This window comes from Nonomuraea sp. NPDC003707 (assembly GCF_053587055.1).
The window spans coordinates 554,786-580,396 of the sequence record NZ_JBSFNK010000005.1 but is presented as its reverse complement, the minus strand read 5'-3'; the positions used below and the strand labels follow the sequence as shown (position 1 = coordinate 580,396).

Below are 25,611 nucleotides of genomic sequence, written 5' to 3'. Positions count from 1 at the left end.
CCATCGTGATGGTCGGTCTGACCGGCTGCACGGCCTCCGCCGATGCAAATCCAACAGGCACAGCCACGCCCAGCCCCACAGCCAGCGGCACCGCCGCCCCGGCCGCCACCGCCACGGGCAGCCCGCGGCCCTCGACCAACAGGCAGACCATCTCGGTCCAGCTCAACCCCGACCGCGTCACCGCGGGCGAGACCTCCAAGGTGTGGATCCTGGCCAACTGCCCCGTGCCGACCGGCGGCCCGGCGCACACCGGCACCGGGACCTCGCGCGCGTTCGTCAACGGCGTCGTGCTCAACCCGGTCGCCGGGGCCTCGGCGACCCCCACCGCGACCGCCACGTCCGCCAACGGCTCGCCCTGGGTGCGCGGCGAGGCGCAGGTCTCGGGAACGGTCCGGCGCGGCTCCTACCGGGTCGACGTCAAGTGCGACGGCACCAACGACCTGGGCCGGGCCACCCTCAGGGTCGCCGCGGCCGAGGCCGTGCCGTCCACCGTGCCGAGCAAGGCGCCCAAGGCGGGCGGCGGCGGCACGTACGGGATGGACGCGAGCGACGACTCCTCGATCCCGATCGGCCCCGCGGGCGTGCTGGTCGGCCTCGCCCTGGTCGCGGGCATCGGCTTCGCGGTCAAACGCCGCAAGGCGTAGCGATGGCCCGACCTGGACGGGTGGTGCTCGCCGGCGCCGCCACGGGCCTGCTGCTGGTCGCGTTCGGCAAGAGCATGCAGACCGGCACCACGCCCACCGCGTCGATCGTGCCCGAGAGCATCGACATCCCCTCGATCGACGTCGACGCACCGCTGATGAAGCTCGGTTTATCGAAGGACGGCGAGGTCGAGCTGCCCCCGTACGAGAAGCCGAAGGTGGCCGGCTGGTACTCCGGCAGCGCCGTGCCCGGCGAGAAGGGCGCCTCGGTGATCATCGGCCACGTCGACACCAAGACGGCCCCCGCCGTGTTCTACAAGCTCAGGCAATTACGCAAGGGCGAGACCGTCAAGGTCGAGCGCAGTGACGGCAAGGTCGTGAGCTTCAAGGTCGACCACATCGAGCAGGTGCACAAGGACAGCTTCCCCACCAGGCGCGTGTACCTGGAGGACGGCCTCAAGCTGGTCACCTGCGGCGGCAAGTTCGACTACGCCAAGGGTGAATACCTGGACAACATCATCGTGTACGCCTCCCGCGCCTGAAAAACGGTTTGCGGTCCCTTGCCTCTCGTCCGGGATCATGGACGCGTGAGTGTGAACACCAGCCCGCCCGCGTCCGGTGTGCGCCTGCCCTGGAGGTGCGTGCACCCACAGGTGCGCGCGGCGGTCGAGGACTTCCTCGGGGCGCGCGTGGCCGAGGCGGTCACCCAGCCCGGCGGCTTCTCGCCGGCGGCAGCGGTCCGCCTGCGCGCGGAGAACGGCAGGCGCGCCTTCGTCAAGGCCGTCGGCCCCGAGCCGAACGCCGACAGCGTCCGCATCTACCGCGCCGAGCTGGAGATCGCCGCCGCGCTGCCGGACTCCGTGCCCGCGCCCAGGCTGCTGACCGGCTTCGAGCTGGAGGGCTGGGTCGCGCTGGTCTTCGAGGACGTCGAGGGCGCGCCTCCCGAGCTGCCGTGGCGGCGGGACCAGCTCGACCGGGTGCTCGACGCCGTCAGGCGGATGTCGGCCGAGCTCACCCCCGCTCCGATCGCCGCGCCGCCCATCGCCGAGTCCATCGGCTCGTCCTTCCACGGCTGGCGCGACCTGCTGGAGGAGGACACCGGCGGGCTCGACCCGTGGGCGCTGCGCCACCTCGGCGAGCTGGCCGAGCTCGAGTCCGGCTGGGCCGCGGCGGCGGCCGGCGACACCCTGGTCCACCGGGACCTGCGGGCCGACAACATCCTGCTCAGCGGCGAGCGCGTCTACGTCGTCGACTGGCCGTGGGCCTGCGTGGGCGCGCCCTGGATGGATCTGGTGGCCATGCTGCCGTCGATCGGCATGCAGGGCGGGCCGATGCCGCACGAGCTGTTCACCGATCCCGACCCCGCGGTGACCGCGGTGGTCGCCGGGCTCACCGGCTATTTCATCCGTCACTCCCGTCTTCCGGACCCGCCGGGACTGCCCACGGTCAGGGCGTTCCAGCGGGCGCAGGGGGTGGTCGCGCTCGACTGGCTCAAGCGTCGTACGGGCTGGTCTTGACTTTTGGAGGCGGCGGGCCGTACGGCGGGTAGGCTAGACAGCCGTGCTGGTCCTGGCCTTTGATACCGCGACACCCGCCGTCACCGCCGCGCTCCACGACGGTGGACGGGTGCTCTCCGAGCACACGACGATCGACGCCCGGCGTCACGGCGAGCTGCTCGTCCCCACCATCGAACGCGTGCTGAACGAGGCGGGCGCGGCGCTGCGCGACGTGACCGCCATCGTGGCGGGCAGCGGCCCCGGCCCCTACACCGGGCTGCGCGTCGGGCTGATGACCGCGCAGGGGCTCGCCACCACGCTGGGCATCCCCGCGTACGGCATCTGCACGCTCGACGCCGTCGCCTACGGCAGCGGGCTCGCCGAGCCGTTCCTGGTGGCCACCGACGCGCGGCGCAAAGAGGTGTTCTGGGCGCGCTACGCCGACATGCGCACCCGGCTCGACGGGCCCTTCGTCGACCGCCCCGCCGACGTGCCCGTGGACGGGCTGCCGGTCGTGGGCGCCGGTGCCGGGCTCTACGCCGAGATCCTCGGCGAGAGCGACGCGCCCCCCTACCCCTACGCCGGCGCCCTGGCCGCGCTCGCGGCCGAGCGGCTCGCCCAGGGCACGCCGCTCGACCCGCCCCGCCCGATCTACCTGCGCAGACCCGACGCCGTCGTGCCCGGGGCACCCAAGCGGGTGACGGCGTGAACCTCCGGCCGATGACCGCGACCGACCTGCCGGCGGTCATGTCGATCGAGCGGGCCACGTTCCCGCTCGACGCGTGGAGCGAGGGCATGATGCGCGGCGAGCTGGCCGACATGCCGCGCTCGCGCCACTACGTGGTGGCCCTCGTGGACGGCGAGATCATCGGCTACGCCGGGCTCGCCGCCGCGGCCGACCAGGCCGACGTGCAGACCATCGCGGTGCTGGAGAAGCACCAGGGCACCGGCATCGGCGGCGCCCTGCTGACCGAGCTGCTGGCCGAGGCGGGCCGCAGGGGAGCGCGGGAGATCTTCCTGGAAGTACGCGCCGACAACCCGCGCGCGCAGGCCGTCTACCGGCATTACGGGTTCGAGGACATCGGCACCCGTCGCCGCTACTACGACGACGGCACCGACGCGATCATGATGAGAAGGAATCTTGATGACTGACGAACCACTGGTCCTGGGCATCGAGACCTCCTGCGACGAGACCGGCATCGGCATCGTCAGGGGCCACACCCTGCTGGCCAACACGATCGCCTCCAGCATGGAGGAGCACGCCCGCTACGGCGGTGTGGTGCCCGAGGTGGCCTCGCGCGCCCACCTGGAGGCCATGACGCCGACCGTGGAGGCCGCGCTGGCCGAGGCCGGCCTGAAGTTCTCCGACATCGACGCCATCGCCGTCACCGCGGGCCCGGGGCTGGCGGGAGCGCTGCTGGTGGGCGTGGCCGCCGCCAAGTCGTACGCGCTGGGCCTCGGCGTGCCCCTCTACGGCGTCAACCACCTCGCCGCCCACGTGGCCGTCGACCAGCTCGAACACGGGCCGCTGCCCAAGCCGTGCATCGCCCTGCTCGTGTCGGGCGGCCACTCCTCGCTGCTGCTCGTGCCCGACGTGGCTTCAGACGTGATCTCGCTCGGCTCGACGGTCGACGACGCGGCCGGCGAGGCGTTCGACAAGGTCGCGCGCGTGCTGGGGCTGCCGTTCCCCGGCGGGCCGCACATCGACCGGGCCGCGCGCGACGGCTCGGGCGCGGCGATCACGTTCCCGCGCGGCAAGATCGACGACGGGACGCTCGACTTCTCCTTCTCCGGGCTCAAGACGGCCGTGGCGCGCTGGGTCGAGGCCCGCGAGGCGTCCGGGCAGTCGATCCACGTGCCCGACGTGGCCGCCTCGTTCCAGGAGGCCGTGGTCGACGTGCTGACCCGCAAGGCGCTGCAGGCGTGCCGGAAGTACGACGTGCACGACCTGCTGATCGGGGGCGGCGTGGCGGCCAACTCGCGGCTGCGCGCGCTGGCCCAGGAGCGGTGCGACGCGGCCGGCGTACGGCTGCGCGTGCCCCGCCCCGGCCTGTGCACCGACAACGGCGCGATGGTCGCCGCCCTGGGCTCCAACCTGGTCGCGGCCGGGATCACGCCGTCGACGCTGGAGATCCCCGCCGACTCCTCGCTGCCGATCACGACCGTTCACGTGTGAGGGCCGTGCCGTCGATGACGGCACGGCCCCCGAAGTCAGTCCTAGTCCTTGGCCCTGGTGGGGCGCAGGAGGGCCTCGGCCAGGGCCAGCATGGTCTCCTCCAGGGTGCCCAGGCGCTTGGTGAGGTCGTCGGTCGCGGGCTGGACGATGCCGGTGACCGTCTCCGTGAGCTGGTCGCGGTCGGGACGCGCCGTGACGAGCTCGGTGAGCGCGCTCGCTGCGGCGGTCAGGCGCTCGGCCTGGTCTCCGGCGTGCGCCTGGAGCAGCTCGCTCTGGCCCGCCAGGGCCTCGGGGAGGCGGCCCACGCGCTCGCTGACGGTCTCGATGCGGTCGTCGACGGACTCCAGGTGCGCGCTGGCCTGCTCGGCGCGGGTGGCCAGGCCGTTGAGGTGGGTGTCGAGCCCGTTGAAGCGGGTGTCGATGCCGTCGAACCGGCTGCTCAGGTGCTCCTCGGCCTCGACCAGGCGCTCGTCGACGGAGTCGATCTGGGTGTCGAGCTTGTTGAAGCGGCCCTCGTTGCGCGTGGACAGCTCGCCGAGGCGCTGGTCGGAGGTGGCCATGCGCTCGTCGAGGGCGCCGAAGCGGGCGTCGATGCGTACGTCGAGCGCGTCGAACCTGTCGTCGTGGCGCCCGAGGTGGCCGTCCACGGTGCCCAGCCGCTTGTCCACGCCGCCGAGCTGGTTGTCCACGGACAGGAGCCGCTTGTCGACGCCGGCCATCCTGCCGTCGAGGCCGTCAAGCCTGGTGTCGATGTCGGCCAGGCACTCGTCGGCGGACTCCAGACGGCTGTCGAACCCGGTGAGCCGCGAGTCGAGCCCCGTGAGCCTGCCCTCGACCCGGTCGAGCCGGGCGTCCACGCCGCTGAGCCGGGCGCTCAGGCGCTGCTCGCTCTCGCCGAGCTGGATGGCGAGGTGCTGGTCGGTTTCGTCGAGCCTGGTGGCGAGGCGCAGCTCGACGTCGGACAGGCGGCTGCCGAGCTGCTCGTCGGACTCCTTGAGGCGGCTGCCCAGCCGCTCGTCCGCCTCGACGAGGCTGGTGGCCAGGCGCTGGTCGGTCTCGTCCATCCGGGCGCTCAGCCGCAGGCCGGTCTGGTCGATCCGGTCGGACAGCCGCTGGTCGGTCTCGTCGAGCCGGTCGGAGAGCCGCTCTTCGGTCTGGTCGAGCCGGTCGGACAGTCGCTGGTCGCTCTCGCCGAGGCGGACCGTCAGTCGCTGGTCGGTCTCGTCGAGGCGGTCGGAGAGCCGCTGGTCGGTGTCGTCGAGCCGGGTCGTGAGGCGCTGGTCGGCCTCGACGAGCCGCGTGGTCAGCCGCTGGTCCGTCTCGTCCATCCGGACCGCGAGCTGCTTGTCCTGGGCGCTCAGCCGGGCGGTGAGGTGCTCCGACAGGTCGCCGACCGCGACCTCGACCCGGTCGGTGCGGGTGGTCAGGTCGGCCATCGACTTGTCGAGCCTGGTGAAGCGGCTCGCGGCGGCCTCCATGCTGCTGTTGAGCGTGGCCAGCGTGGCGGCGAAGTCGGACATCCCCTTCGTGAGGCCGTCCGTGCTGTCGAGCACCGTCTGCAGGCGGGTGAGCGCCTCGTCCACGCCCTCGCCCATGGTGCCCAGGTCGGCCCGCAGGCCGGGCAGGTCGGCCACCGGGGCGACGCGGGCGTCCACGTCTCCGATCCGCTCCCCGACGGCGTCCACGTGGTCGCGTACCGCCTCGACGTGCTGAGCCAGCCCCTCCGCCCACATCGGCGGCTTGGCGGTGATGTCGTCGAGCCGCCCGCTGACCGCCTGCAGCGTGCCGCTGAGGCCGCCGAGCTCGCGCTCGCGGACCTCGCGCAGCAGCCACTCCATGCCTTCGAGCCGCTGGCGGATCTCGTCCAGCACGGCCCCCTGCGTGCGCTGCTCGTACACATGATCCTGCGAGGCGCGCGCCAGCAGGTCCCGCATCCTCTCGGAGATGCCGGACTGGCCTCCTGCCTGGAGAAGGGTGGTGTGGTTGGAATGGTCCACCGAAAGCTCCTTTGGCTCGCCGACGGTCTGCCGCGCAGCGGTGGGATATAGGTCGATTTTCAGATGAACGAGCGGGAACGCGGAAAACCGCATCAGGGGAGAACTCCCGTCCGCCCACCTTAGCCTCTCGATCAAGGTCCGTCAGGGGCGAAGAGAAAGATCGAGGTTAACGGCAGAATGACCGGTTCAGGCAGGTGGAGAGGTGTCGCAGATGATGACCGATGGCTTATCGATGATTCGGGTAAGGATGATAGTTGCCGATTTTTCGCCATTTAGACGGAGATCTGAGCGGAGGCGCTCGATGTCGACGGCGGAGCCACGCTTCTTGATGGTGACATTTCCGACTTGTCGCTCACGGAGGGCGGCGCGCAGCTTTTTCCCTGAAAAGGGGAGAACGTCCTCTACTTCATATCTGGCCGCCCATGGGGTGTCGATCGGGTCGTCACCGGTGATGTAGGCGATCATCGGGTCGGGCAGGCGTCCGTTCACGATTTCCGACACCTCGCCCACGAGGTGTGCCCGGATGGCCGCGCCGTCCGGCTCGTAGACGTACCTGCCGACCGGGCCGACGGCGGCCTCGGCGCCCGTGGCGGTCAGTGTGTGGCCGCCGGGCAGCAGGGTGGCGCGGCGCCCTGCTCCCTCCTGGCCGGTCCAGAGGGCGGCCTCCTTGACCTCGCCCTTGTACGAGACCCACTCGGCCTCGGCGCCTCCGGGGATGAACTCGTACGGGATGCCCGGGGCGACCTTGACGCACGCCCGGAAGGCTCTGGAGACCAGGTCGAGCACCACCGGCCAGGGCGGGGAGTAGGCCATGGGGTCGAACGTCCTGCCCCGGCCCGTCCGCCTGGCCGGGTCGGCGAAGAGCACGTCGTACTCCTCCGGCCGGACCTCGGCCGCGTCCCCCACCGACACCGTCACCCTGTCGGCCAGGCCGAGCGCGTCGGCGTTGGCCCTGGCCACGGCGACGGTCAGCGGGTCGGTGTCCACGGCGGCCACGGTGCAGCCGGCGCGGGCCAGCGCGAGGAAGTCGCCGCCGACGCCGCAGCAGGCGTCCACGACCCTCAGCCCACGCCTGAGCCCGTGCGGGGGTGCGTCCGGTCCGTGCAGGGGTGCTTCCGCGACGCCGAGCCCGTGCGGGGGCGCGTCCGCTTGTGCCTCGGCGGTCAGGCGGTGGGCGCGGTGCTCGGCGACCTCCGTCCGCGTGGACTGCTCCAGGCCGTGCGGCGTGAAGTACATCCGCCCGGCGTCCTCGCCGAACTTGGCCCTGGCGCGCTCCCGCAGCCCCGCCTGGGTGAGCGCCGCGGAGGTCAGCGCGGCGTCGTACGTCTTGCGCAGCCTCGTGGCGGCGGCCACCGGATCCGTGCCCACCAACTCCACGGCCTCCGCGAGCGCGCGCTGCCCGCGCGGTGTCAGCAGCTCGTCGAAGGCGTCAAGGTCCACATCACCCGACGTTAGTGCCACGTCCGACCCGGTCGGACCATGGGCGTACGGTATCCAGAGGGGGCGGATTCGGTCTGATCGCTCTCAGCAGACGCGTTCGTGTTGACTGTCAAGCCCCTCTTGCATATGTTTCCTGTTGGCACTCTCCCCTTGAGAGTGCCAACGTGCGACGAGGCAGGTCTGACACCCGCGACGGCAGGCCCAGCTGGTCGCCTCTTCTAGATCATTCAAATCTGAAGGGGAGGTCCGATCGTGACGACCGCCACCAAGGTTCCCGTTAAGCCGCTCGGCGACCGCATTGTGGTTCAGCCGCTTGAGGCCGAGCAGACCACCGCTTCCGGCCTGGTCATCCCGGACACCGCCAAGGAGAAGCCGCAAGAGGGCAAGGTCCTCGCGGTGGGCCCCGGCAACTGGGATGAGGACGGCGACAAGCGGATTCCGCTCGACGTCTCTGAGGGCGACATTGTCCTCTACAGCAAGTACGGCGGCACTGAGGTCAAGTACGGCGGCGAGGAGTACCTCGTGCTCTCCGCCCGCGACGTTCTCGCGATCATCGAGAAGTAAGCCGGATGTGTCGAGCCCCGGGCGCTCTTGAGGGCGGCCGGGGCTTTCGACGCTAGGAGAGGACTTTCAAACAATGGCGAAGATCCTGGAGTTCGACGAGGATGCCCGCCGCGCGCTCGAGCGCGGTGTGAACGCCCTCGCCGACGCCGTGAAGGTAACCCTCGGCCCGCGCGGCCGCAACGTCGTCATCGACAAGAAGTTCGGTGCGCCGACGATCACGAACGACGGTGTGACCATCGCTCGTGAGATCGAGCTGGAAGAGCGCTACGAAAACCTCGGCGCCCAGCTCGCCAAGGAAGTTGCCACCAAGACCAACGACATCGCGGGTGACGGCACCACCACCGCCACCGTGCTGGCCCAGGCCATGGTCCGCGAGGGCCTGCGCAACGTGGCCGCCGGCGCCTCGCCGCTGTCGCTCAAGCGCGGCATCGACAAGGCCGCCAAGGCGATCAGCGACAAGCTGCTCGACAGCGCCCGCGAGGTCGCCGACAAGAAGGAGATCGCCAACGTCGCGACGATCTCCGCCCAGGACGCGCAGATCGGCGACCTGATCGCCGAGGCGTTCGACAAGGTGGGCAAGGACGGTGTCCTCACCGTCGAAGAGTCCAACGCCATGGGCATGGAGCTCGAGTTCACCGAGGGCATGCAGTTCGACAAGGGCTACGTGTCGCAGTACATGGTGACCGACCCCGAGCGGATGGAGTCCGTCCTCGAGGACGCCTACATCCTGATCACCCAGGGCAAGATCGCCTCCATCGCGGACTTCCTGCCGCTGCTGGAGCAGATCGCCCAGACGAAGAAGCCGCTGCTCGTGATCGCCGAGGACGTCGAGGGCGAGGCCCTGGCCGTCCTGGTCACCAACAAGATCCGCGGCACCTTCACCTCCGTGGCCGTCAAGGCCCCGGGCTTCGGCGACCGCCGCAAGGCCATGCTGCAGGACATCGCCACCCTCACCGGTGGCCAGGTCGTCAGCGAGGAGGTCGGCCTCAAGCTGGAGCACGTCGGTCTCGAGGTGCTCGGCACGGCCCGCCGCGTCGTCGTCACGAAGGACAACACCACCATCGTCGACGGCGCCGGTGACCCGCAGGCCATCGAGGACCGCGTCAAGGAGATCAAGCTCGCCATCGAGCAGTCCGACTCCGACTGGGACCGCGAGAAGCTGCAGGAGCGCCTGGCCAAGCTCGCCGGCGGTGTGTGCGTGCTGCGCGTCGGCGCCGCCACCGAGGTGGAGCTGAAGGAGAAGAAGCACCGCCTCGAGGACGCGATCTCCGCGACGCGCGCCGCGATCGAGGAGGGCATCGTCTCCGGCGGTGGCTCCGCGCTGATCCACGTCTCCAAGACTCTCGACGACCTCGGCCTGACGGGCGACGAGGCCACGGGTGTCGGCGTCGTGCGCCGCGCCCTGGTCGAGCCGGCCCGCTGGATCGCCGAGAACGCCGGTCTCGAGGGCTACGTGGTGACGCACAAGGTCGCCGAGCTGGAGGCCGGCCACGGCCTCAACGCCGCGACCGGCGAATACGGCGACCTGATCGCGCAGGGCGTCATCGACCCGGTCAAGGTCACGCGTTCGGCCGTCCAGAACGCCGCGTCGATCGCGGGCATGCTCCTCACGACCGAGGCGCTCGTGGTGGACAAGCCCGAGGAGGAGGCCCCCGCCGCCGGCGCGGGCCACGGTCACGGCCACGGCCACTGACCCGGCTCTTCTCTCGCCACGGCCCGCACACCCGAAAGGGTTGCGGGCCGTTCGGCGTTCCGGGGACGGTTCAGCGCAGGCCGATCGCGCTCTCCCAGAACCAGTTCCAGCGGATCTCGTCCCGGAAGCGGTTCACGCCCGCCTCGTACAGGACGCCGATCGCGCCGTTGCCGAGGAGCGCCATGTCGGAATATCCGGCGTGGTCGCCGTCGATCCTCACCCCCGCGTTGTTGGTGGAGTTGTCATAGTTCCGCCAGGTCGCGCCCTCGTCGAAGGACGAGCGCACGTTCATGCCCACCGGGTTGTTGTCGGTCTTCGGCGTGGCGGGCGCGGAGAGCAGGATCCGGGTGTAGGGGGCCTTGTCCCGCTGGCGCAGCAGGGCCGGGTGGGTGGGCGGAGCGGTGACGGCGCCGTCGGCCCGGAAATCGCCGTCGAACGACTCGCCTCCGTCCGTGCTCACGCCCCGGGCCAGGCCGTGGACGGAGGCCTGGTCGTCGGGTACGGCGCCGTTGCGGGCGATCACGAGGATGCCGCCGTCGGTCCGCTCGACGAGGGTCTGCTCGCCCAGCTTCAGCACCGATTTGTCGTAGGTCGCGGTCGCGCCGATCTGCCAGGTCGCGCCGTGGTCGTCGCTGTAGATCAGCCGTACGCTCTGCGTGTCGCCCACACTGAAGTAGACGGGCACCACCAGGCGGCCGTTGTGGGCCGGTTGGGTCAGCTGGATGCCGTGCCCCGGCCCTGTGGCGAACCAGTCCCCGGCGCCCGCGGGCGCCTTGACGACGCCCGACAGGTCCTTCGGGCTCGACCAGGTGACGCCGTCGTCCGTGCTGACCTGGACCTTCGGTGTACGCGGCGTCGTCTGGGACGCGGTCGGCTCCGAGGTCGTGAACAGGAACACCGGCCCGCCGGAGTCGGCGACCACGGTCGCGTTCCCCTGCAGGGCCGCTCCGGCCGTACTGGGCAGGACGACCCTGCTCGCCTCCCAGGTGACGCCGTCGTCGGTCGAGCGCCGCATGACGACGTCGAACGCGCCGTGGTCGGCGCAGTTGTTCTTGTTGCGCCGCTCGGCGAAGGCGAGCAGCACGTCGTTCCTGGTCTTCACGACCGCCGGCAGCCGGTAGCAGGTGGCCCCCTGGGATCCGCTGGCCGGGATCGACTTCCACAGGGTCTGCTTGTGGAAGACGTACGTGGGGGCCTGCGCGGCCGCCGCGGGTGATGCGCTGAGGGCGACGGCCATGAGTGCTCCGGCTGCCGCAGTGAACGTCCGAAATGTACGCATCAATGCCTCCATTTACGCGTTCGCGGCCATGATCGTCTCATCGGTCGGTCCCCTGATCCACTGCCTCCTGAAGATCGGTGCCGCAGCTGTGGCGCGTAGGCGAGCTATTCTGTCAAAGAGCCAGAATATCCTGGCGTTTTGCCAGTAATCTACACAGCGTGATCGACCAATCACGCATGCCTCTGTCAAAGGATCCAGGCATGCAGAAACCACCTCCCGCCGTTTTCCCGATCTTCCGCTCTCGGATCACCTGTGCGGTGCTGACGTTTACCTACATAGGGGACCAGGAGCACGCGGTCGGCGATCTGGCGGCGATCGCCGGGACCGACAGTGGCACGATGGCCCGCGAGGTCGCCAAGCTCGAACAGGCGGGAGTCCTCAGTGCTCGGCACGTAGGGCGTACCAAGCTGGTGAGCGCCAACCGCAGCGCCCCTTTTTACGGCGCGCTCCGCGATCTCGTCACGATCACCCTTGGCCCGGCCCAGGTCCTCGCAGAGGAACTGGCGAGCGTCGGTGGCGTGGAGCAGGCCATTGTCTTCGGCTCGTGGGCGGCCCGGATGCGTGGAGAGCCCGGCCCGTCCCCGGTCGACATCGACCTTCTGGTGATCGGACGTCCCGATCGCGATGATCTTCACGATGCCGCGGAACGCGCGAGATCCAGGCTCGGGCGCCAGGTCAACACGGTGGTCATCAGCCGCGCGCGCTGGGAGGCCGGCGAGGACGGGTTCATTCGTGAGCTTCGTAGTCGTCCGCAGGTGATGGTGCCGATCTCCGGCGGAGGGACGGAATGACGAGCTGGGCACGCGGAAGGGAAGAGTCCCTGGCGGCGCTCTTGCAGATCCAGGGTCTGCGGGCGACGACGACCGGTGGCCACCTGGCGGTCCAGCACGCCGCTCGGGCGCAGCTCGGGGCATCCATGGGAGCGATCCTTCGCCCGATCGATCGCATCCGCACGACGCGGCACGAAAGCGAGTACCCGACCAGCAGCGCCTGGATCGATGAGGACGGCGTCCGCGATGACCTGCCGGCGGCGGCCGCGGTTGTGGATGCGGCGGAACGGGCGCTCCCGTTCGTCCTTTGACGCGCATCGTGAAGGCCTTGTTGGCTGAGGGCTCGGTCGGCTGTGGGGCGAGCGGTTGCGCTTGTGGCGGTGACGGCCCTCTGCCGGAACGGCTCTTGGTGGGCGGGGTCGGGGTTGCCCCGTCAGGGCTGTCTGAGCTCTCCATCGCGCGAAGCGCGTCGCCGGTGTGAGGACCATGCCGTTTGCCCCGGGACCCCTTGGGCGCGGGCGGTTGGGGAGAAGTGGGCGGAAAAGGTGGATTATTGGAGTAAACCGGCAGTGGGTGATAAGCGTCCGGGATCTGACAATTGTCGTGCATTCCAGGTTATGGGATGAAACATTATGTCACTAGTTAAGCCTTAGTGTGGTCATTTGATTACTGCCCGTTATCGTCGCTTCAATGTGACCAATCCGTAGCCGTTCGCCATGACGACAGGCCGGATCAGTGCGGGCATCATGCCTATCGTGAGCGAGGGAAGCGTCGCCGACGCCAAAATTGGGGTAAGGCTCGCGTCGAGACTTCCGGCACGGACGGATGACTCCGACCTAAGGGAACTGACGAGCCTCGCCGTGCAGGGAGATCGCAGTGCGATCGAATCCCTGCTCGGTGAGTTGCGTCCGATGGTGGTGCGGTATTGCCGCGCCCGGCTGGGCAGGGTTTCAGGGCAATATCACATTGCCGATGACGTAGCCCAGGAGGTGTGCATCGCGGTCCTGTCCGCGCTGCCGCGATACCGCGACATGGGGCGGCCGTTCGCCTCCTTCGTGTTCGGGATCGCCTCGCACAAAGTGGCCGACGCGCTACGGAGTTCGGTGCGCTCGGCCGTACCGACTCAGGATCTGCCCGATGGGCCGGACGACGGGCCGGGGCCCGAGGAGACCGTGGTCCGCTACATCGAGGTCGAGCACGCGCGCAGACTCCTGGCCAGATTGCCCGAGAATCAGCGCGAGTTGCTGCTGTTGCGGGTGGTGTCAGGGTTGTCGGCTGAGGAGACCGGTAATGTACTCGGTATGTCACCGGGTGCGGTTCGTGTCGCCCAGCATCGGGCGCTTGCCAGGTTGCGGCAGATGGCCGAGCTGGAGTCGGCTTGACGTCAGAGGAGGAGACCGACGCGCTGCTCGACGCGCTCGGTCGTGGAGAGAGCCCTGACTCAGGCGATCCAGCCGCGCGGTTGCTGGCCGTGCTGCTCGATGATGTCGGTCAGCGGCGTTCCTCCGTGTCGATGACGCCGTCGACGTAGCCTCTGGCGTACTCCCAGCTGACGTAGTCGGCGGGGTCCGGGTGAAAGGCCGGCTCGTGGACCTGCGGCTGGCCTTTCTCGATCATTTGTCGTAGGTTGCCGCGCAGCAGCTCCCAGTCGAAGAAGTGCTGCTCGCCGCATTCAGGGCAGTCGAGTACGAGGCCCAGGACCCCCTGCGGTTCGAGCAGGGAGCGGAAGACCTCGACGTCAGCGAGGTCCGTGATGGCCTCGTCGCGTTCGGCTGCGGTGAGTGGCTCGGCGTCGTCGAGGGCGCCCATCGCCGAGGAAGGGTCGTTCGGGTCGTCCGCGAACGGGTCGCGGGGGACGTCTTCCAGCACCTTCCCACCATATGACCGAAGCGGCCCGAGCGGTGGACATTACCTCAGCCATCCGCGCCTGGCCGCCTCCACGCCTGCGTGGAAACGCGACTGAGCGCCCAGTTCGGACATGGCGTCCGCGAACCTCGCCCGGACTGTTCGCACCGATACGCCCAGTTGGCGGGCTATGGAGTCGTCACACATGCCCTGGGCGGCCAGGCGGAGGACCTGGACCATGCCGTCGCCCCGGCGGCCCCACGGCAGGGGCACGGCCCTGGCCCACAGCTCCCTGAACAGCGTGCGGAGCATGCCCACGACGATCGGCGTGCGGATCAGATAGAAGTTGTACGCGTGGTCCGGCAGGTTGCCGCCCCAGTACGGGGGCAGGCCCGCGACCTCGGGCCCCGCGGTCATGAACCAGCTCGGCACCCGGTCCAGCGTGCGTACCTTGCCGCCCGTCTCCAGCACCCGGGTGAGCTGGTCGCGTACGCCCGGCAGAACCAGAGTCGAAACCGGAATGATCACGTGAACCGTGAGAAGTTTTCGTTCTTGCGCGTCAATCCATAGTTCCGCAAATTTGCGCGCGAAATCGATCATTGTGCGTTCGTCGGGAACCGCGGTCAATAATTCCATCGGCGGAGACTGCACGGCTATACCGACCACGCTCTCGTACAGCACGTCGGCCCCGTTCACCATCTCCACCGTGAAGGTGCCGCTCTGGTAGTCGCGGCCGGCGTCGTAGTCGCGGATCAGCGACCGGATCGAGCCGAGCGCCGAGTCGATCCTGCGGCTCTCCTCCGCCAGCCGGTCGAGCCGATCGGCGATCACCCTGCCGAGGGCCGCGGCCGGGTGCCTGGCCAGGTATTCCCCCGATTGCTCGTCGATCACGCCCAGCTTGACGAGGTCGTCGAGCTGGCGGCCGACCTTCTCGACGGGACCGTCCATGGCCTGCGCGAGATCGGTGCGGGTCGCGCGGTGCAGGCGCAACACCGCGGTGTACAGCGCGGTCTGCGTCGGGTCGAGGCCCAGCGTCTCGAAAGGATCAGGCATCGTGCGGGGCTCGTTGCGCATTATGGGCGGCTCCGTTGGGGGGACACGGGCGTGCCGTGAGGATAACCCCGCATTACGCTCGTGTCCCCCCGTTGCGGTGACTGGTCGGAGCGCGGTGTGCAACTTCGTGCAATTGCACGTTTTCGCATTGCGTTGTTCCGTTCCGTAACGCAGGCTTTACCTAGCGTCGGCATCCTGTGAGGGCTGAAGCGACAGCGGGCCATCAGGACGCGGAGGGGGGTTCGGTGGCGCCAAGCGTCGCCTCGACCCGGATGCCGGTGGCCGAGACACGGGACGGATCACCGACCGTCCCGTGTCTCGGCACTTTTCGATGCCGGGAGTACGACGGACCGTGGGGGTCATCGTGCTCCCGGCATCGCCGTTGTCGCCGCGGCCCGGGTGGTGCGGCCGGCGGGCGGCGGCGGTGGGGAGCGGGGAGTTGGGGGCCGGTGGGGGTGATCGGTTGAAGGGGGTCCTGGGGGTGGGGAAGGCGGTGGGCGTGGCGGGTGTGGGTGCTGCGGCGCAGTTTGGAGGCAGGGCCTAGACTTGGCTCAATCAGAGCAACGGCAAGAGGGGGCCGCAGCATGTCCAAGTTCACCGAGACAGGTTTGACCTTCGATGACGTGCTGCTGGTGCCCGGCTATTCAGACCTGCAACCAGGCGAGGCCGATACCAGGGCCCGGCTGTCCCGGGGCATCACGCTGTCCATCCCGCTGGTCTCCGCGGCCATGGACACCGTCACCGAGGCCCGCATGGCGGTCGCCATGGCCCGCCAGGGCGGCATCGGCATCCTGCACCGCAACCTGTCGGTCGAGGAGCAGGCCCAGCAGGTCGACCTGGTCAAGCGGTCCGAGGCCGGCATGGTCACCAACCCGGTCACCTGCAGCCCCGACAACACGCTGGCCGACGTGGAGAAGCTCTGCGCGACGTACCGGATCTCGGGTGTGCCCGTGACGGACGTGGACGGCACGCTGCTCGGCATCGTGACCAACCGCGACATGCGCTTCGAGACCGACCAGTCGCGTGCCGTGCGCGAGGTCATGACCAAGATGCCGCTGGTCACCGCCCCGGTCGGGGTGTCGCGTGACGAGGCGTTCGCCCTGCTCAGGAAGAACAAGATCGAGAAGCTGCCGCTGGTCGACTCCGACGGCAGGCTGCGCGGCCTGGTCACGGTCAAGGACTTCACCAAGAGCGAGCAGTATCCGCTGTCCACCAAGGACGCCGACGGCCGGCTGGTCGTGGGGGCCGCCGTCGGCGTCGGTGGCGACGCCGAGCTGCGGGCCAAGGCGCTGATCGAGGCCGGCGTCGACGTGGTGGTCGTCGACGTGGCCCACGGTCACTCCAAAGGCCTGGCCGACATGGTCGGCAAGATCAAAGCCAACAGCAAGGTGCAGGTCGTCGCGGGCAACATCGCGACCAGGGCCGGGGCGCAGATGCTGGTCGACGCGGGCGCGGACGCGGTCAAGGTGGGCGTCGGGCCCGGCTCGATCTGCACCACGCGGGTGGTGGCCGGGGTCGGCGCGCCGCAGGTCACGGCCATCTACGAGGCGTCCAAGGCGTGCGCGCCCGCGGGCGTGCCGGTCATCGGCGACGGCGGCCTGCAGTACTCCGGCGACATCGTCAAGGCCATCGCGGCCGGCGCCGACACGGTCATGCTGGGCTCGCTGCTCGCCGGCTGCGAGGAGTCGCCCGGTGAGCTGATCTTCATCAACGGCAAGCAGTTCAAGTCGTACCGGGGCATGGGCTCGCTCGGCGCGGTGCGCAACCGCGAGCGCGGCGGCACCTCCTTCAGCAAGGACCGCTACGCCCAGGCCGACGTCGGCGGCGACGACAAGTACATCCCCGAGGGCATCGAGGGTCAGGTGCCCTACCGCGGCCCGGTCGCGGCCGTCGCGCACCAGCTCGTCGGTGGCCTGCGCCAGGGCATGTGGTACGCCGGCTGCCGCACGATCATGCAGATGCACACCGACTGCGAGCTCATGCCGATCACGGCGGCGGGCCTCAAGGAGAGCCACCCCCACGACATCCAGATGACCGTGGAAGCTCCGAACTATCACAGAAGGTAAGTTCATGACTCAGCAGGTGGAGATCGGCCGGGGCAAGGCCGGACGGCGGGCGTACTCGCTTGACGAGATCGGCCTTGTTCCCTCGCGGCGCACCCGGGACCCGGAGGAGGTCTCGATCGCCTGGCAGATCGACGCCTACCGGTTCGAGCTGCCGGTAGTGGTCGCGCCCATGGACAGCGTGGTGTCCCCGGCGACCGCGATCGAGATCGGCCGCCTCGGCGGCCTCGCGCCGCTGGACCTCGAAGGGCTCTGGACGCGCTACGAGGACCCGTCGTCGCTGCTGGAGGAGTGCGCCGCGCTCGACGCGGAGGCGGCCACCAAGCGGCTCCAGGAGATCTACGCGGCGCCGATCCAGGAGGACCTGATCGGCCGGCGGATCGAGGAGATCCGGGCCTCCGGCGTGACCACCGCCGTGCGGCTGTCGCCGCAGCGTACGGTCCAGTACCACAAGGCCGTGATCGACGCGGGTGTCGACATCTTCGTCATCCGCGGCACCACCGTGTCGGCCGAGCACGTCTCGGGCCGGGCCGAGCCGCTCAACCTCAAGCAGTTCATCTACGAGCTGGACGTGCCGGTCATCGTGGGCGGCTGCGCCACGTACACGGCGGCCCTGCACCTGATGCGCACCGGCGCGGCGGGCGTGCTGGTGGGCTTCGGCGGCGGCGCCTCGCACACGACGCGCAACGTGCTGGGCGTGGCCGTGCCGATGGCCACGGCGATCTCCGACGTGGCGGCGGCGCGGCGCGACTACATGGACGAGTCCGGCGGGCGCTACGTGCACGTGATCGCCGACGGCGGCATGGGCACCTCCGGTGACATCGCCAAGGCCATCGCCTGCGGGGCCGACGCCGTGATGGTGGGCTCGCCGCTGGCCAGGGCCGCCGAGGCGCCGGGCCACGGGTTCCACTGGGGTTCGGAGGCGCACCACCCCGACCTGCCGCGCGGCCGGCGGGTCGAGTTCGGGACGGTCGGCACGCTGGAGCAGATCCTGCACGGGCCGTCGAGTGTGGCCGACGGCTCGATGAACCTGATGGGCGCGCTCAAGCGGACGATGGCCTCCACCGGCTACTCGGACATCAAGGAATTCCAGCGCGTCGAGGTCGTGGTGGCCCCGATCCAGCGCTGACGCCCATGCCGGAGACCGCGGTCGAGCGGGTGTTCCGCGAGGAGTACGGCAGGTCCGTCGCCGTGCTCGTGCGGGTCTTCGGTGACATCGACATCGCCGAGGAGGCGGTGCAGGAGGCGTTCAGCGTGGCGGTGCGGCAGTGGCCGTCCGCCGGGGTGCCGCCGAGCCCGGCCGGGTGGATCATCACGACCGCCCGCAACCGGGCCGTCGACCGGTTGCGCAGGGAGTCGGCGCGGCCTGGCAAGTACGCGCAGGCCGCGCTCCTGCACGCCCAGGACGAGCCCGCGGACGTGGGGCCCGTCCAGGACGACCGGCTGCGGCTGATCTTCACGTGCTGCCATCCCGCGCTGGCCGTCCATGCGCGGGTGGCTCTCACGCTGCGGCTGCTCGGCGGGCTGACGACGGTGGAGATCGCCCGCGCGTTCCTCGTGCCCGAGGCGACGCTGGCGCAGCGGCTGGTGCGGGCGAAGAGCAAGATCCGGACCGCCGGGATCCCGTACCGGATCCCGGCGCAGGCCGATCTGCCCGAACGCCTGCGCGCGGTGCTGGCCGTGGTCTACCTGATCTTCAACGAGGGGTATACGGCCGTCCGCGCGGACCTGTGCGCCGAGGCCGTCCGGCTCGGGCGGTTGCTGGTCGAGCTCATGCCGGACGAGCCCGAGGTCATGGGGCTGCTGGCGCTGATGCTGCTGATCGAGTCGCGCCGCGCCGCCCGTACCTCCGAGGAGGGCGAGCTGGTGCTGCTGGGGGAGCAGGACCGCGGGCTGTGGGACCGCGAGCTCATCGCGGAGGGCCAGGAGCTCGTACGGCGGTGCCTGCGGCGTGACGAGCCCGGCCCGTACCAGATCCAGGCCGCGATCAACGCCGTGCACAGCGACGCGGCGAGCGCGAAGGACACCGACTGGGGGCAGATCGTGCGGCTGTACGACCTGCTGGCGCGGCTCGACCCGGGCCTGGTCGTGGCGGTGCACCGGGCGGTGGCGGTGGCCGAGGTGGAGGGGCCCGAGGTGGCGTTGGGGCTGCTCAAGGGGCCCGACGACTACTACATGTTCCACGCGGTGCGGGCCGACCTGCTGCGGCGGCTCGGGCGCGAGGAGGAGGCCGCGGCGGCGTACGAGGCCGCGGCCGCGCGGGCGGGCAACGACGTGGAGCGGGACTTCCTGCGCAGGCGGCTGATCACTGGCGGGCGTACGTCATGACCACCGCCCCGTTGCTGTAGGTCTTCGAGCCGGTCAGCGTGAACACGGTGGGCCGGAACTCGCCGTCGAACGCCGGGATGCCCGCCCCGGCCACCACCGGGTAGCACTTGATGATCAGCTCGTCGATCTCCGGCAGCAGGGCGCCGGCCAGCTTGCCACCCCCGCAGAGGTAGATGTCCAGGCCCTCCTCCTGCTTGAGCCGGCGCACCAGGCCGAGCGGGTCGCCGGTGACCAGCTCGACGGCCGGGTCCTCGATCTCCATGGTGCTGGACACGACGTACTGCCGCAGGTGGGCGTACGGGCTGGTCACGGCCTTGTCGATCTGGTACGTGGCGCGGCCCATGAGCACCGTGTCGAAGCGCCGGTTGGGCGCGTCGAGGCCGATCATGGCGCGGAGGTGGGTGGGGACGGTCTCGGGGTAACGGGCGTTGACGTCGGCCATCATGTCGTCGGCCCACGGGTAGAAGTCGAACTCGCCGTTCGGCCCCGCGATGTAGCCGTCGATGGAGGTGGCGATGTAGTACACGAGCTTGCGCAAAACGACTCCAGATAAAGTACTATGCTTGAAGTGATTTAACCGTAGTACTACAGATGGAGTGGTGTCAACGTGGTGAGGCAGAACGTCGCCAGGCGGACGGCGCTGGTCGATGCCGCGATCGAGGTGCTGGCCAGGGAAGGGGCCCGCGGGCTGACGTTCAGGGCGGTGGACAAGCAGGCGGAGGTGCCGCCGGGCACCGCGTCCAACTACTTCCCCAGTCGCGACGAGCTGTTCACCCAGGCGGGCGGCCGGATCTACGAGCTCCTGCAGCCGGAGGCCGCCATGACCGCCGCCCACATGAGCGGGCCGCGTGACCGCGACCGGGTGGTCGCGCTGATGCACGAGGTGGTCGATCGCGTGGCGGCGTACAGGTCGGGTTACCTGGCGCTGCTGGAGCTCCGCCTGGAGGCCACCCGGCGGCCGGAGCTGCGGGCCGTGCTGACCGAGCGGATCCGCGCCGACGTGGACGCGAACGTGCGCAACCACCTCGAATCGGGCCTTCCCGGCGACACGACGAGCGTGGTGCTGCTCTACCTCGCCATGAACTGGCTGGTCGTCGAGCGGCTCACGCTGCCCGACGTGTTCGGCGAGGAGGAGATCCACAAGCTCGTGACCAGCGCCGTTGAGCGGTTGGTGCCCTAGCATGCGGGCATGGCCGACCTACGCCACACGCACGAGCTGGCCTTCGCCGGCGACGTCGTCATCAAGCGCTACATGGACAGCAAGCCCGGCGCGGCCGAGCGCGAGTGGCGCGCGCTGAACCTGCTGGCCGAGCACGCCCCCGGCCTGGCCCCCGAGCCGATCGGCTACGAGGACGGCGTGGTGACGATGTCCCGGATCGACGGGGTGTCGCTGCGCGGGCTGCTCGCGACGGCGGTGCACGTCGCGGCCCTGGTCGAGGCGCTCACCGAGCTGCACACCGCGGTGCCGCCGCACGTGCTCCGGGCCGTTCCGCTGCGCCCGTGGCAGCTGGAGGCGCTCGCCGACTGGGCCGGGCGGCGCGGCGAGCACTGGCAGCCCAGGGACCCGCTGGCGGACCGGGCGGTCAAGGAGGGCACGCGGTGGCTGCGGAGCTGGTCGCCGGGCGAGTCGGGGGTCACGCCGGCGTTCGGGGCGGGAGACGGCAACCTGGCGAACTTCCTGTGGGACGGCACCCGCGTCCGCATCGTCGACTACGAGGACTCGGGGCGCAGCGACGTGGCGTTCGAGCTGGCCGAGATGGCCGAGCACGTGTCGATGTGGGTGGACGGCGAGGTGGAGATCGCGCACCGGTTCGAGCTGAACCCGGCGGAGGAGCGGCGGATGCGCGACTGCCGAAGGTTGCACGCGCTCGTCTGGCTGTTCCTGCTCTCGCACGAGCACCCGCGCAATCCGCCGGGCACCTTCGAACGACAGGTCGAACGCGTGCTGGCAACATTGGCGGCATGAGACTGGCGGATCACACCGACAAGGCGGCCGTGGAGCGGCTGGTCCACGACGCGTACTCGCCCTGGATCGAGGTCGTCGGCATGCGGCCGCTGCCGATGGAGGCCGACTACGGCGCGCTCATCGCGGCCGGCCAGGTGCACGTCACCGACGCGCTCGACGGGCTCCTCGACGGGCTCATCGTGCTCGTCCCCGAGGACGGCGTCCTGCTGGTGGAGAACGTCGCCGTGCGGCCCGGCCGCCAGGGTAAGGGCCTCGGGCGGGCGCTGATGGCGTACGCCGAGGAGGAGGCGCGCCGGCTGGGGCTGCCCGCGCTGCGCCTCTACACCAACGTCAAGATGACCACCAACATCGCGCTGTACGAGTCGCTCGGCTACGTCGAGACCGGCCGCATGGGGGTAGAAGGCCGCTCCGCGGTCATGATGCGCAAACAGCTCACCCCGTGAGGACGCCCAGGAGGTGGCTGACCTCCCTGGCCACCGCGTCCCGCCCGGCCTTGAGATATTTGCGGGAGTCGACCACGCGCTCGTCGTGGGCCAGGTAGTCGCGCACCGCGCCGGTGAACGCCTTGTTGAGGTGGGTCGCGATGTTGATCTTTTTCATGCCGGTCCGCACGGCCTCGCGCAGCACGTCGTCCGGCACCCCCGACGAGCCGTGCAGCACCAGCGGCACCGGCACCGCGGCCCGCAGCTCGGCGATGAGCGCCAGGTCCAGCACCGCGTCCTTGGTCGTCATGGCATGCGAGGTGCCCACGGCCACGGCCAGGGCGTCGACCCCGGTCTTGGCGACGTAGTCGACCGCCTCGTGCGGCTTGGTGCGCGCGCCGGGCGCGTGCACGCCGTCCTTGCCCCCGACCTCGCCCAGCTCGGCCTCCACCCACACGCCGCGCTCGTGGCACCACGCCACCACCTCGGCGGTCGTGCGGACGTTGTCGTCGTCGGGCAGGGCCGAGGCGTCGTACATCACCGAGCCCAGCCCCAGCTTCACCGCCTCCTCCACGAGCGCGCGGTCGGTGGCGTGGTCGAGGTGGACCGCGACCGGCACCTCGGCCCGCCTGGCCACCGCCAGCGAGGCCAGCGCGACGGGCTCCAGCGCGCCGTGGTAGCGCACGCAGTTTTCGCTGATCTGCAGCACGACCGGCAGGCCCAGGGCCTCGGCGCCGGCCACGATGGCGGTGGCGTGCTCGAGCTGGATCACGTTGAAGGCGCCCACCCCGGCGGGCGACTGGCGGACGATGTCGCCGATGGCAACAAGGGGCATGACGTGCTCCTTACGTGATGATGATCTGGGGGTGTATGTCGGCGTAGACGTCGGGGTCGAAGTCGCCGGCCACGGGCGCGGCCACGGCGGCCGCGCCGAGCGCCGCGGCCCGCCTGAGGCTGTCGGGCCACGACGCCGACTCCACCAGGCCCAGCGCGAGCCCGGCGACCAGCGAGTCGCCCGCCCCCGTCGGATTACCCCGCACGGTGTACGGCATGCGCGCGGTGAAGGTGCCCTCCCCGGTGACCGCCAGCAGCCCGTCGGCGCCCATGGACACCACCACGGCCCCGGCGCCCTGGCTGCGCAGCGCCTGCGCGCCCTCGGCCGGGCTGCCGCCGGGGACGGCCCTGGCCAGCTCCTCCCGGTTGGGCTTGACCACGGAGGGACGGCCCTTGGGAGCGTGGCGGAGGGGATCGCCGTCGGCGTCCACGATGGCCGGGACCCCCTTGCCGGCGGCGACGGCCGCCAGCGTGGCGTAGGTGTCGGCGGGGACGCCACGCGGGAGGCTGCCCGAGATGACGACCGCGCCGGCGGCGTCGAGGAGCGATTCGAAACGCCGGACGAAGCCCGCCAGCTCGGCGGGGGTGATCTCCGGGCCGGGCTCGTTGAACAGCGCCGTACGCGTGCCCGCCTGCTCCGAGACGACCAGCGTCGTGCGGGAGTCGGCGGCCACGGGGTGCAGGGCGGCGGGCAGGCCGGCCGCCCGCAGGTCGTCCTCGATCGCCCGCCCGGTGGGGCCGCCCGCGAGCCCCGTGACCAGCACGTCCTGGCCCAGCGCGGCCAGGACGCGGGCGACGTTGACGCCCTTGCCGCCGGCGCGCCGGTGCACCGCGCTGACCCGGTTGACCCCGTCCCAGTCGACGTCGGGGACCTGGTAGGTCACGTCGAGGGCGGCGTTGAGCGTCACGGTGAGGATCATCAGGGCTCCGTGATCCAGACGCCGTCCTTCATCACCCCGGCCACCTCCAGCGAGTCGGACAGGATCACCAGGTCGGCCGCCTTGCCCACGGCGATCGAGCCGATCCGGTCGGCCAGGCCCAGCACCCGCGCGGGCGTCAGGGAGGCCACCTGGACCGCGTCGGGCAGCGACATCCCGACCTCCTGGACGCTGCGCCGGAACGCGACGTCCATGGTCAGCGTGGATCCCGCGATCGAGCCGCCCTCGACCAGCCTGGCCACGCCGTCCTCCACCCGCACCCGCATGGGGCCGAGCACGTAGTCGCCGTCGCCGAGCCCGGTGGCCGACATCGCGTCGGTGATCAGCGCCGTCCGGCCGGGACCCGCCACCTCGTACGCCAGGCGCAGCATGGCCGGATGCACGTGCACGCCGTCGTTGATCAGCTCGACCGTCACCCGCTCGTCGTCGAGCAGCGCGGCCACCGGGCCGGGCGCGCGGTGGCCCAGTGGCGGCATCGCGTTGTAGAGGTGGGTCGCCACGCTCGCGCCCGCCTCGATGCCCTCGATCGTCGTCTCGTAGTCGGCGTCGCTGTGCCCCACGGCCGCGATCACGCCCTCGGCGGCGGCCATGCGGATGAAGTCGAGCGCGCCGGGCAGCTCGGCCGCGACGGTCACCATGCGGACGTGCCCGCGCCCGGCCTTCAGCAGCTCCGAGAGCTCCTGCCGGGACGGCTCCCGCAGCAGCGTCGGGTCGTGCGCGCCGCAGCGGGCCTTGGCGATGTAGGGGCCTTCGAGGTGGATGCCGGTCAGCAGCCCTTCCTCGCACAGCTCGGCCAGCGCCGCCACGGCCCTGGTCAGCCCGTCGATCGAGTCGGTGACCAGGCTGGCCATCGTCGTGGTGGTGCCGTGGCGGCGGTGCAGCTCGACGGCCTCACGCGCCTTGTCCTGCTCGCCGGTCGGGAACGAGCCGCCCGCGCCCCCGTGGTTGTGGATGTCCACGAACCCGGGGATGACGTGCCGCCCACCCACGCTCAGACCCTGACCTGGGGCGGATCCGCGGCCGACATGCGTGATGCGGCCGTCTTCGATGGTCAGCCACCCCTCGTGGACCCCCTCGGGGGTCACGATCCTGGCGTCGGCAAGAGTAAGGCTCATGAAGAAAGGATCACAGATCGCGTGAGGTGCATGGGCTCGTCCGGGTTCAGCCCTTGGGCGAAGGCCCGGGCGACGGCCACCCGCTGCGCGCGGATCAGCTCGGCCATGGGGTCGAGCGCGGTCTCGAAGAACGTCCCGCCGGTCTCCTCGACCTGCGCGCGCAGGCCCTCGGGGGCGGCGCCGAGCATCCACGTCACGCGTCCGGGAGCGGCGATGCTGATCGGGCCGTGCCGGTACTCCATCGCCGGGTACGCCTCCGTCCACGAGCGGGACGCCTCGCGCATCTTCAGCGCCGCCTCCTGCGCCAGGCCGACCGACCAGCCGGCGCCGAGGAAGCTGAACTGCTCGGCCCGCACCAGCTCGTCGGGCAGCGGAGCGGCCACGGCGGCCTCGGCGTCCTCGACGGCCTTGGCGAGGTCCTCGCCGAGGCTGGCGCGCAGCAGGGCCAGCTGCGTGGTCGCGAACCTGGTCTGCACGACCGACTGCTCGTCGGCGTAGTCGAGCACGACGACCTCGTCGGCGGCCGTCATGATCGGCGTGCCGGGGTCGGCGGTGATGGCCGTGGTCTTCGTGGTCGTCCTGGCCAGCAGCTCCAGCACCTCGGTCGTGGTGCCGGACCGGGTCAGCGCGAGCACGCGGTCGTACGAGCGCCCGATCGGGGCCTCGGAGGCGGCGAAGGCGTCGGTCTCGCCGTGCCCGGCCCGCTCGCGCAGGGCGGCGTACGCCATCGCGATGAACCACGACGTGCCGCACCCGACCACGGCGACCCGCTCGCCGTGGCGCGGCAGCGCGTCGGCGGGAACGCTCGCGATGGCGCGGCGCCAGCACGACGGCTGGGACGCGATCTCGGCCTCGGTGTGGGTGGTCACCACTTGCCTCCCCGGCGATTGATTGTTTCTGCTGGTTTTATACCAGGAAAGTGCATTAATGGACACTGTTGGCCCTGCCCTGGCTGGTTGTGCCACGCTTGCCCTTGTCCCCATCGCCTAGG

The 25,611-nt window shown here is 70.6% G+C and carries 27 protein-coding genes; 17 read left to right on the top strand and 10 right to left on the bottom strand.

Annotated features, from left to right (window positions below):
- Window positions 1-5: 5 nt before the first annotated feature.
- Genes ACWDRB_RS16605 through tsaD form a run of 6 tightly spaced genes read left to right on the top strand, consistent with a single transcriptional unit; the run spans window position 6 to window position 4,313 of the window.
- The gene (locus ACWDRB_RS16605; RefSeq protein WP_364243724.1) at window positions 6-644 is read left to right on the top strand and encodes a hypothetical protein; all 639 of its coding nucleotides are present in this window, start codon (window positions 6-8) and stop codon (window positions 642-644) included.
- Between the two features lie 2 nt (window positions 645-646).
- Entirely contained in the window at window positions 647-1,183 is a 537-nt protein-coding gene (locus ACWDRB_RS16600) for a class F sortase (RefSeq protein ID WP_350731036.1), read from the top strand.
- Between the two features lie 45 nt (window positions 1,184-1,228).
- Window positions 1,229-2,158, top strand: a complete 930-nt coding sequence (locus tag ACWDRB_RS16595) for an aminoglycoside phosphotransferase family protein (RefSeq protein ID WP_449894599.1) — start codon at window positions 1,229-1,231, stop codon at window positions 2,156-2,158.
- Window positions 2,159-2,201: 43 nt separating this feature from the next.
- Window positions 2,202-2,846 (top strand): tRNA (adenosine(37)-N6)-threonylcarbamoyltransferase complex dimerization subunit type 1 TsaB, encoded by a 645-nt coding sequence (gene tsaB, locus ACWDRB_RS16590; RefSeq protein ID WP_449894597.1) that lies wholly within the window; start codon window positions 2,202-2,204, stop codon window positions 2,844-2,846.
- An 11-nt stretch (window positions 2,847-2,857) separates the two neighbouring features.
- Window positions 2,858-3,289, top strand: coding sequence for a ribosomal protein S18-alanine N-acetyltransferase (rimI, locus tag ACWDRB_RS16585; protein WP_449894594.1), 432 nt, complete (start codon window positions 2,858-2,860; stop codon window positions 3,287-3,289).
- Window positions 3,282-4,313 (top strand): tRNA (adenosine(37)-N6)-threonylcarbamoyltransferase complex transferase subunit TsaD, encoded by a 1,032-nt coding sequence (gene tsaD / locus ACWDRB_RS16580; RefSeq protein WP_350731043.1) that lies wholly within the window; start codon window positions 3,282-3,284, stop codon window positions 4,311-4,313. Before rimI ends, tsaD begins: the two co-directional genes overlap by 8 nt.
- Before the next feature lie 41 nt (window positions 4,314-4,354).
- Here the strand turns inward: tsaD and ACWDRB_RS16575 are convergent, their stop codons facing one another.
- A complete protein-coding gene (locus ACWDRB_RS16575; protein ID WP_449894592.1) occupies window positions 4,355-6,310 on the bottom strand; it encodes a hypothetical protein in 1,956 nt (651 codons plus the stop codon).
- Between the two features lie 186 nt (window positions 6,311-6,496).
- Window positions 6,497-7,750, bottom strand: coding sequence for a class I SAM-dependent methyltransferase (locus ACWDRB_RS16570; RefSeq protein ID WP_449894590.1), 1,254 nt, complete (start codon window positions 7,748-7,750; stop codon window positions 6,497-6,499).
- Window positions 7,751-8,002: 252 nt separating this feature from the next.
- On the opposite strand from ACWDRB_RS16570, the gene groES reads away from it, so the two are divergent.
- On the top strand, window positions 8,003-8,314 hold the full coding sequence (gene groES, locus ACWDRB_RS16565; RefSeq protein ID WP_043623565.1) for a co-chaperone GroES: 312 nt from the start codon (window positions 8,003-8,005) through the stop codon (window positions 8,312-8,314).
- Between the two features lie 73 nt (window positions 8,315-8,387).
- Entirely contained in the window at window positions 8,388-10,007 is a 1,620-nt protein-coding gene (gene groL / locus ACWDRB_RS16560) for a chaperonin GroEL (RefSeq protein ID WP_449894588.1), read from the top strand.
- 70 nt (window positions 10,008-10,077) lie between these two features.
- Here groL and ACWDRB_RS16555 read toward each other — a convergent pair whose 3' ends face one another.
- Window positions 10,078-11,286: a sialidase family protein gene (locus tag ACWDRB_RS16555; protein ID WP_449894586.1), complete on the bottom strand. Its 1,209-nt coding sequence runs from the start codon at window positions 11,284-11,286 to the stop codon at window positions 10,078-10,080.
- A 200-nt stretch (window positions 11,287-11,486) separates the two neighbouring features.
- Here ACWDRB_RS16555 and ACWDRB_RS16550 point away from each other — a divergent pair, with 200 nt between their 5' ends.
- From ACWDRB_RS16550 to ACWDRB_RS16540, 3 genes are all read left to right on the top strand, one after another.
- A complete protein-coding gene (locus ACWDRB_RS16550) occupies window positions 11,487-12,077 on the top strand; it encodes a hypothetical protein (RefSeq protein WP_449894583.1) in 591 nt (196 codons plus the stop codon).
- On the top strand, window positions 12,074-12,367 hold the full coding sequence (locus tag ACWDRB_RS16545; protein WP_449894581.1) for a hypothetical protein: 294 nt from the start codon (window positions 12,074-12,076) through the stop codon (window positions 12,365-12,367). The genes ACWDRB_RS16550 and ACWDRB_RS16545 overlap by 4 nt, the downstream gene beginning before the upstream one ends.
- Window positions 12,368-12,802: 435 nt before the next feature.
- Window positions 12,803-13,438, top strand: coding sequence for a sigma-70 family RNA polymerase sigma factor (locus ACWDRB_RS16540; RefSeq protein WP_132334441.1), 636 nt, complete (start codon window positions 12,803-12,805; stop codon window positions 13,436-13,438).
- 109 nt (window positions 13,439-13,547) lie between these two features.
- Here the strand turns inward: ACWDRB_RS16540 and ACWDRB_RS16535 are convergent, their stop codons facing one another.
- On the bottom strand, window positions 13,548-13,925 hold the full coding sequence (locus tag ACWDRB_RS16535) for a DUF5319 domain-containing protein (RefSeq protein ID WP_090930411.1): 378 nt from the start codon (window positions 13,923-13,925) through the stop codon (window positions 13,548-13,550).
- Between the two features lie 39 nt (window positions 13,926-13,964).
- Window positions 13,965-14,954 carry a helix-turn-helix transcriptional regulator gene (locus ACWDRB_RS16530; RefSeq protein WP_363962222.1) on the bottom strand — a complete coding sequence of 330 codons (990 nt, stop codon included), beginning with the start codon at window positions 14,952-14,954 and terminating at the stop codon, window positions 13,965-13,967.
- A gap of 584 nt (window positions 14,955-15,538) precedes the next feature.
- Here ACWDRB_RS16530 and guaB point away from each other — a divergent pair.
- From guaB to ACWDRB_RS16515, 3 genes are read left to right on the top strand one after another with little or no spacing between them, the layout of a single operon-like run.
- Window positions 15,539-17,020 (top strand): IMP dehydrogenase, encoded by a 1,482-nt coding sequence (guaB, locus tag ACWDRB_RS16525; RefSeq protein WP_449894579.1) that lies wholly within the window; start codon window positions 15,539-15,541, stop codon window positions 17,018-17,020.
- 4 nt (window positions 17,021-17,024) lie between these two features.
- The gene (locus tag ACWDRB_RS16520; RefSeq protein WP_355190294.1) at window positions 17,025-18,146 is read left to right on the top strand and encodes a GuaB3 family IMP dehydrogenase-related protein; all 1,122 of its coding nucleotides are present in this window, start codon (window positions 17,025-17,027) and stop codon (window positions 18,144-18,146) included.
- 5 nt (window positions 18,147-18,151) lie between these two features.
- Entirely contained in the window at window positions 18,152-19,345 is a 1,194-nt protein-coding gene (locus tag ACWDRB_RS16515; protein WP_449894576.1) for an RNA polymerase sigma factor, read from the top strand.
- Here ACWDRB_RS16515 and ACWDRB_RS16510 read toward each other — a convergent pair.
- A complete protein-coding gene (locus tag ACWDRB_RS16510) occupies window positions 19,323-19,883 on the bottom strand; it encodes a dihydrofolate reductase family protein (protein WP_449894573.1) in 561 nt (186 codons plus the stop codon). The genes ACWDRB_RS16515 and ACWDRB_RS16510 overlap by 23 nt on opposite strands.
- Window positions 19,884-19,955: 72 nt before the next feature.
- Between ACWDRB_RS16510 and ACWDRB_RS16505 the strand changes: the two genes are divergently transcribed.
- The 3 genes from ACWDRB_RS16505 to ACWDRB_RS16495 are packed head-to-tail and all read left to right on the top strand — an operon-like array spanning window position 19,956 to window position 21,754.
- Window positions 19,956-20,525 (top strand): TetR/AcrR family transcriptional regulator, encoded by a 570-nt coding sequence (locus tag ACWDRB_RS16505; RefSeq protein WP_350731455.1) that lies wholly within the window; start codon window positions 19,956-19,958, stop codon window positions 20,523-20,525.
- Between the two features lie 9 nt (window positions 20,526-20,534).
- The gene (locus ACWDRB_RS16500) at window positions 20,535-21,311 is read left to right on the top strand and encodes a phosphotransferase family protein (RefSeq protein WP_449894570.1); all 777 of its coding nucleotides are present in this window, start codon (window positions 20,535-20,537) and stop codon (window positions 21,309-21,311) included.
- Entirely contained in the window at window positions 21,308-21,754 is a 447-nt protein-coding gene (locus tag ACWDRB_RS16495; RefSeq protein WP_449894568.1) for a GNAT family N-acetyltransferase, read from the top strand. The genes ACWDRB_RS16500 and ACWDRB_RS16495 overlap by 4 nt, the downstream gene beginning before the upstream one ends.
- Here the strand turns inward: ACWDRB_RS16495 and ACWDRB_RS16490 are convergent.
- From ACWDRB_RS16490 to ACWDRB_RS16475, 4 genes are read right to left on the bottom strand one after another with little or no spacing between them, the layout of a single operon-like run.
- Complete coding sequence (locus ACWDRB_RS16490) at window positions 21,744-22,568, bottom strand: class II fructose-bisphosphate aldolase (RefSeq protein ID WP_449894566.1); 825 nt, start codon at window positions 22,566-22,568, stop codon at window positions 21,744-21,746. The genes ACWDRB_RS16495 and ACWDRB_RS16490 overlap by 11 nt on opposite strands.
- A gap of 10 nt (window positions 22,569-22,578) precedes the next feature.
- Window positions 22,579-23,487, bottom strand: a complete 909-nt coding sequence (locus ACWDRB_RS16485) for a 1-phosphofructokinase family hexose kinase (RefSeq protein ID WP_449894563.1) — start codon at window positions 23,485-23,487, stop codon at window positions 22,579-22,581.
- A complete protein-coding gene (gene nagA / locus ACWDRB_RS16480; RefSeq protein WP_449894561.1) occupies window positions 23,487-24,620 on the bottom strand; it encodes an N-acetylglucosamine-6-phosphate deacetylase in 1,134 nt (377 codons plus the stop codon). The genes ACWDRB_RS16485 and nagA overlap by 1 nt, the downstream gene beginning before the upstream one ends.
- A complete protein-coding gene (locus tag ACWDRB_RS16475) occupies window positions 24,617-25,489 on the bottom strand; it encodes an SIS domain-containing protein (protein ID WP_350731071.1) in 873 nt (290 codons plus the stop codon). Before ACWDRB_RS16475 ends, nagA begins: the two co-directional genes overlap by 4 nt.
- Between the last annotated feature and the right edge of the window lie 122 nt (window positions 25,490-25,611).

Bases quoted from the DNA above. Each gene is read 5' to 3' on its own strand.
- rimI (WP_449894594.1), top strand. From the start codon at position 2,858: ATGACCGCGACCGACCTGCCGGCGGTCATGTCGATCGAGCGGGCCACG.
- ACWDRB_RS16555 (WP_449894586.1), bottom strand. From the start codon at position 11,286: ATGCGTACATTTCGGACGTTCACTGCGGCAGCCGGAGCACTCATGGCC.
- ACWDRB_RS16485 (WP_449894563.1), bottom strand. From the start codon at position 23,487: ATGATCCTCACCGTGACGCTCAACGCCGCCCTCGACGTGACCTACCAG.
- ACWDRB_RS16530 (WP_363962222.1), bottom strand. From the start codon at position 14,954: ATGCCTGATCCTTTCGAGACGCTGGGCCTCGACCCGACGCAGACCGCG.
- ACWDRB_RS16495 (WP_449894568.1), top strand. From the start codon at position 21,308: ATGAGACTGGCGGATCACACCGACAAGGCGGCCGTGGAGCGGCTGGTC.
- ACWDRB_RS16490 (WP_449894566.1), bottom strand. From the start codon at position 22,568: ATGCCCCTTGTTGCCATCGGCGACATCGTCCGCCAGTCGCCCGCCGGG.
- tsaD (WP_350731043.1), top strand. From the start codon at position 3,282: ATGACTGACGAACCACTGGTCCTGGGCATCGAGACCTCCTGCGACGAG.
- ACWDRB_RS16600 (WP_350731036.1), top strand. From the start codon at position 647: ATGGCCCGACCTGGACGGGTGGTGCTCGCCGGCGCCGCCACGGGCCTG.
- groL (WP_449894588.1), top strand. From the start codon at position 8,388: ATGGCGAAGATCCTGGAGTTCGACGAGGATGCCCGCCGCGCGCTCGAG.
- ACWDRB_RS16540 (WP_132334441.1), top strand. From the start codon at position 12,803: ATGCCTATCGTGAGCGAGGGAAGCGTCGCCGACGCCAAAATTGGGGTA.
- ACWDRB_RS16545 (WP_449894581.1), top strand. From the start codon at position 12,074: ATGACGAGCTGGGCACGCGGAAGGGAAGAGTCCCTGGCGGCGCTCTTG.
- ACWDRB_RS16550 (WP_449894583.1), top strand. From the start codon at position 11,487: ATGCAGAAACCACCTCCCGCCGTTTTCCCGATCTTCCGCTCTCGGATC.
- ACWDRB_RS16500 (WP_449894570.1), top strand. From the start codon at position 20,535: ATGGCCGACCTACGCCACACGCACGAGCTGGCCTTCGCCGGCGACGTC.
- ACWDRB_RS16515 (WP_449894576.1), top strand. From the start codon at position 18,152: ATGCCGGAGACCGCGGTCGAGCGGGTGTTCCGCGAGGAGTACGGCAGG.
- guaB (WP_449894579.1), top strand. From the start codon at position 15,539: ATGTCCAAGTTCACCGAGACAGGTTTGACCTTCGATGACGTGCTGCTG.
- ACWDRB_RS16520 (WP_355190294.1), top strand. From the start codon at position 17,025: ATGACTCAGCAGGTGGAGATCGGCCGGGGCAAGGCCGGACGGCGGGCG.
- nagA (WP_449894561.1), bottom strand. From the start codon at position 24,620: ATGAGCCTTACTCTTGCCGACGCCAGGATCGTGACCCCCGAGGGGGTC.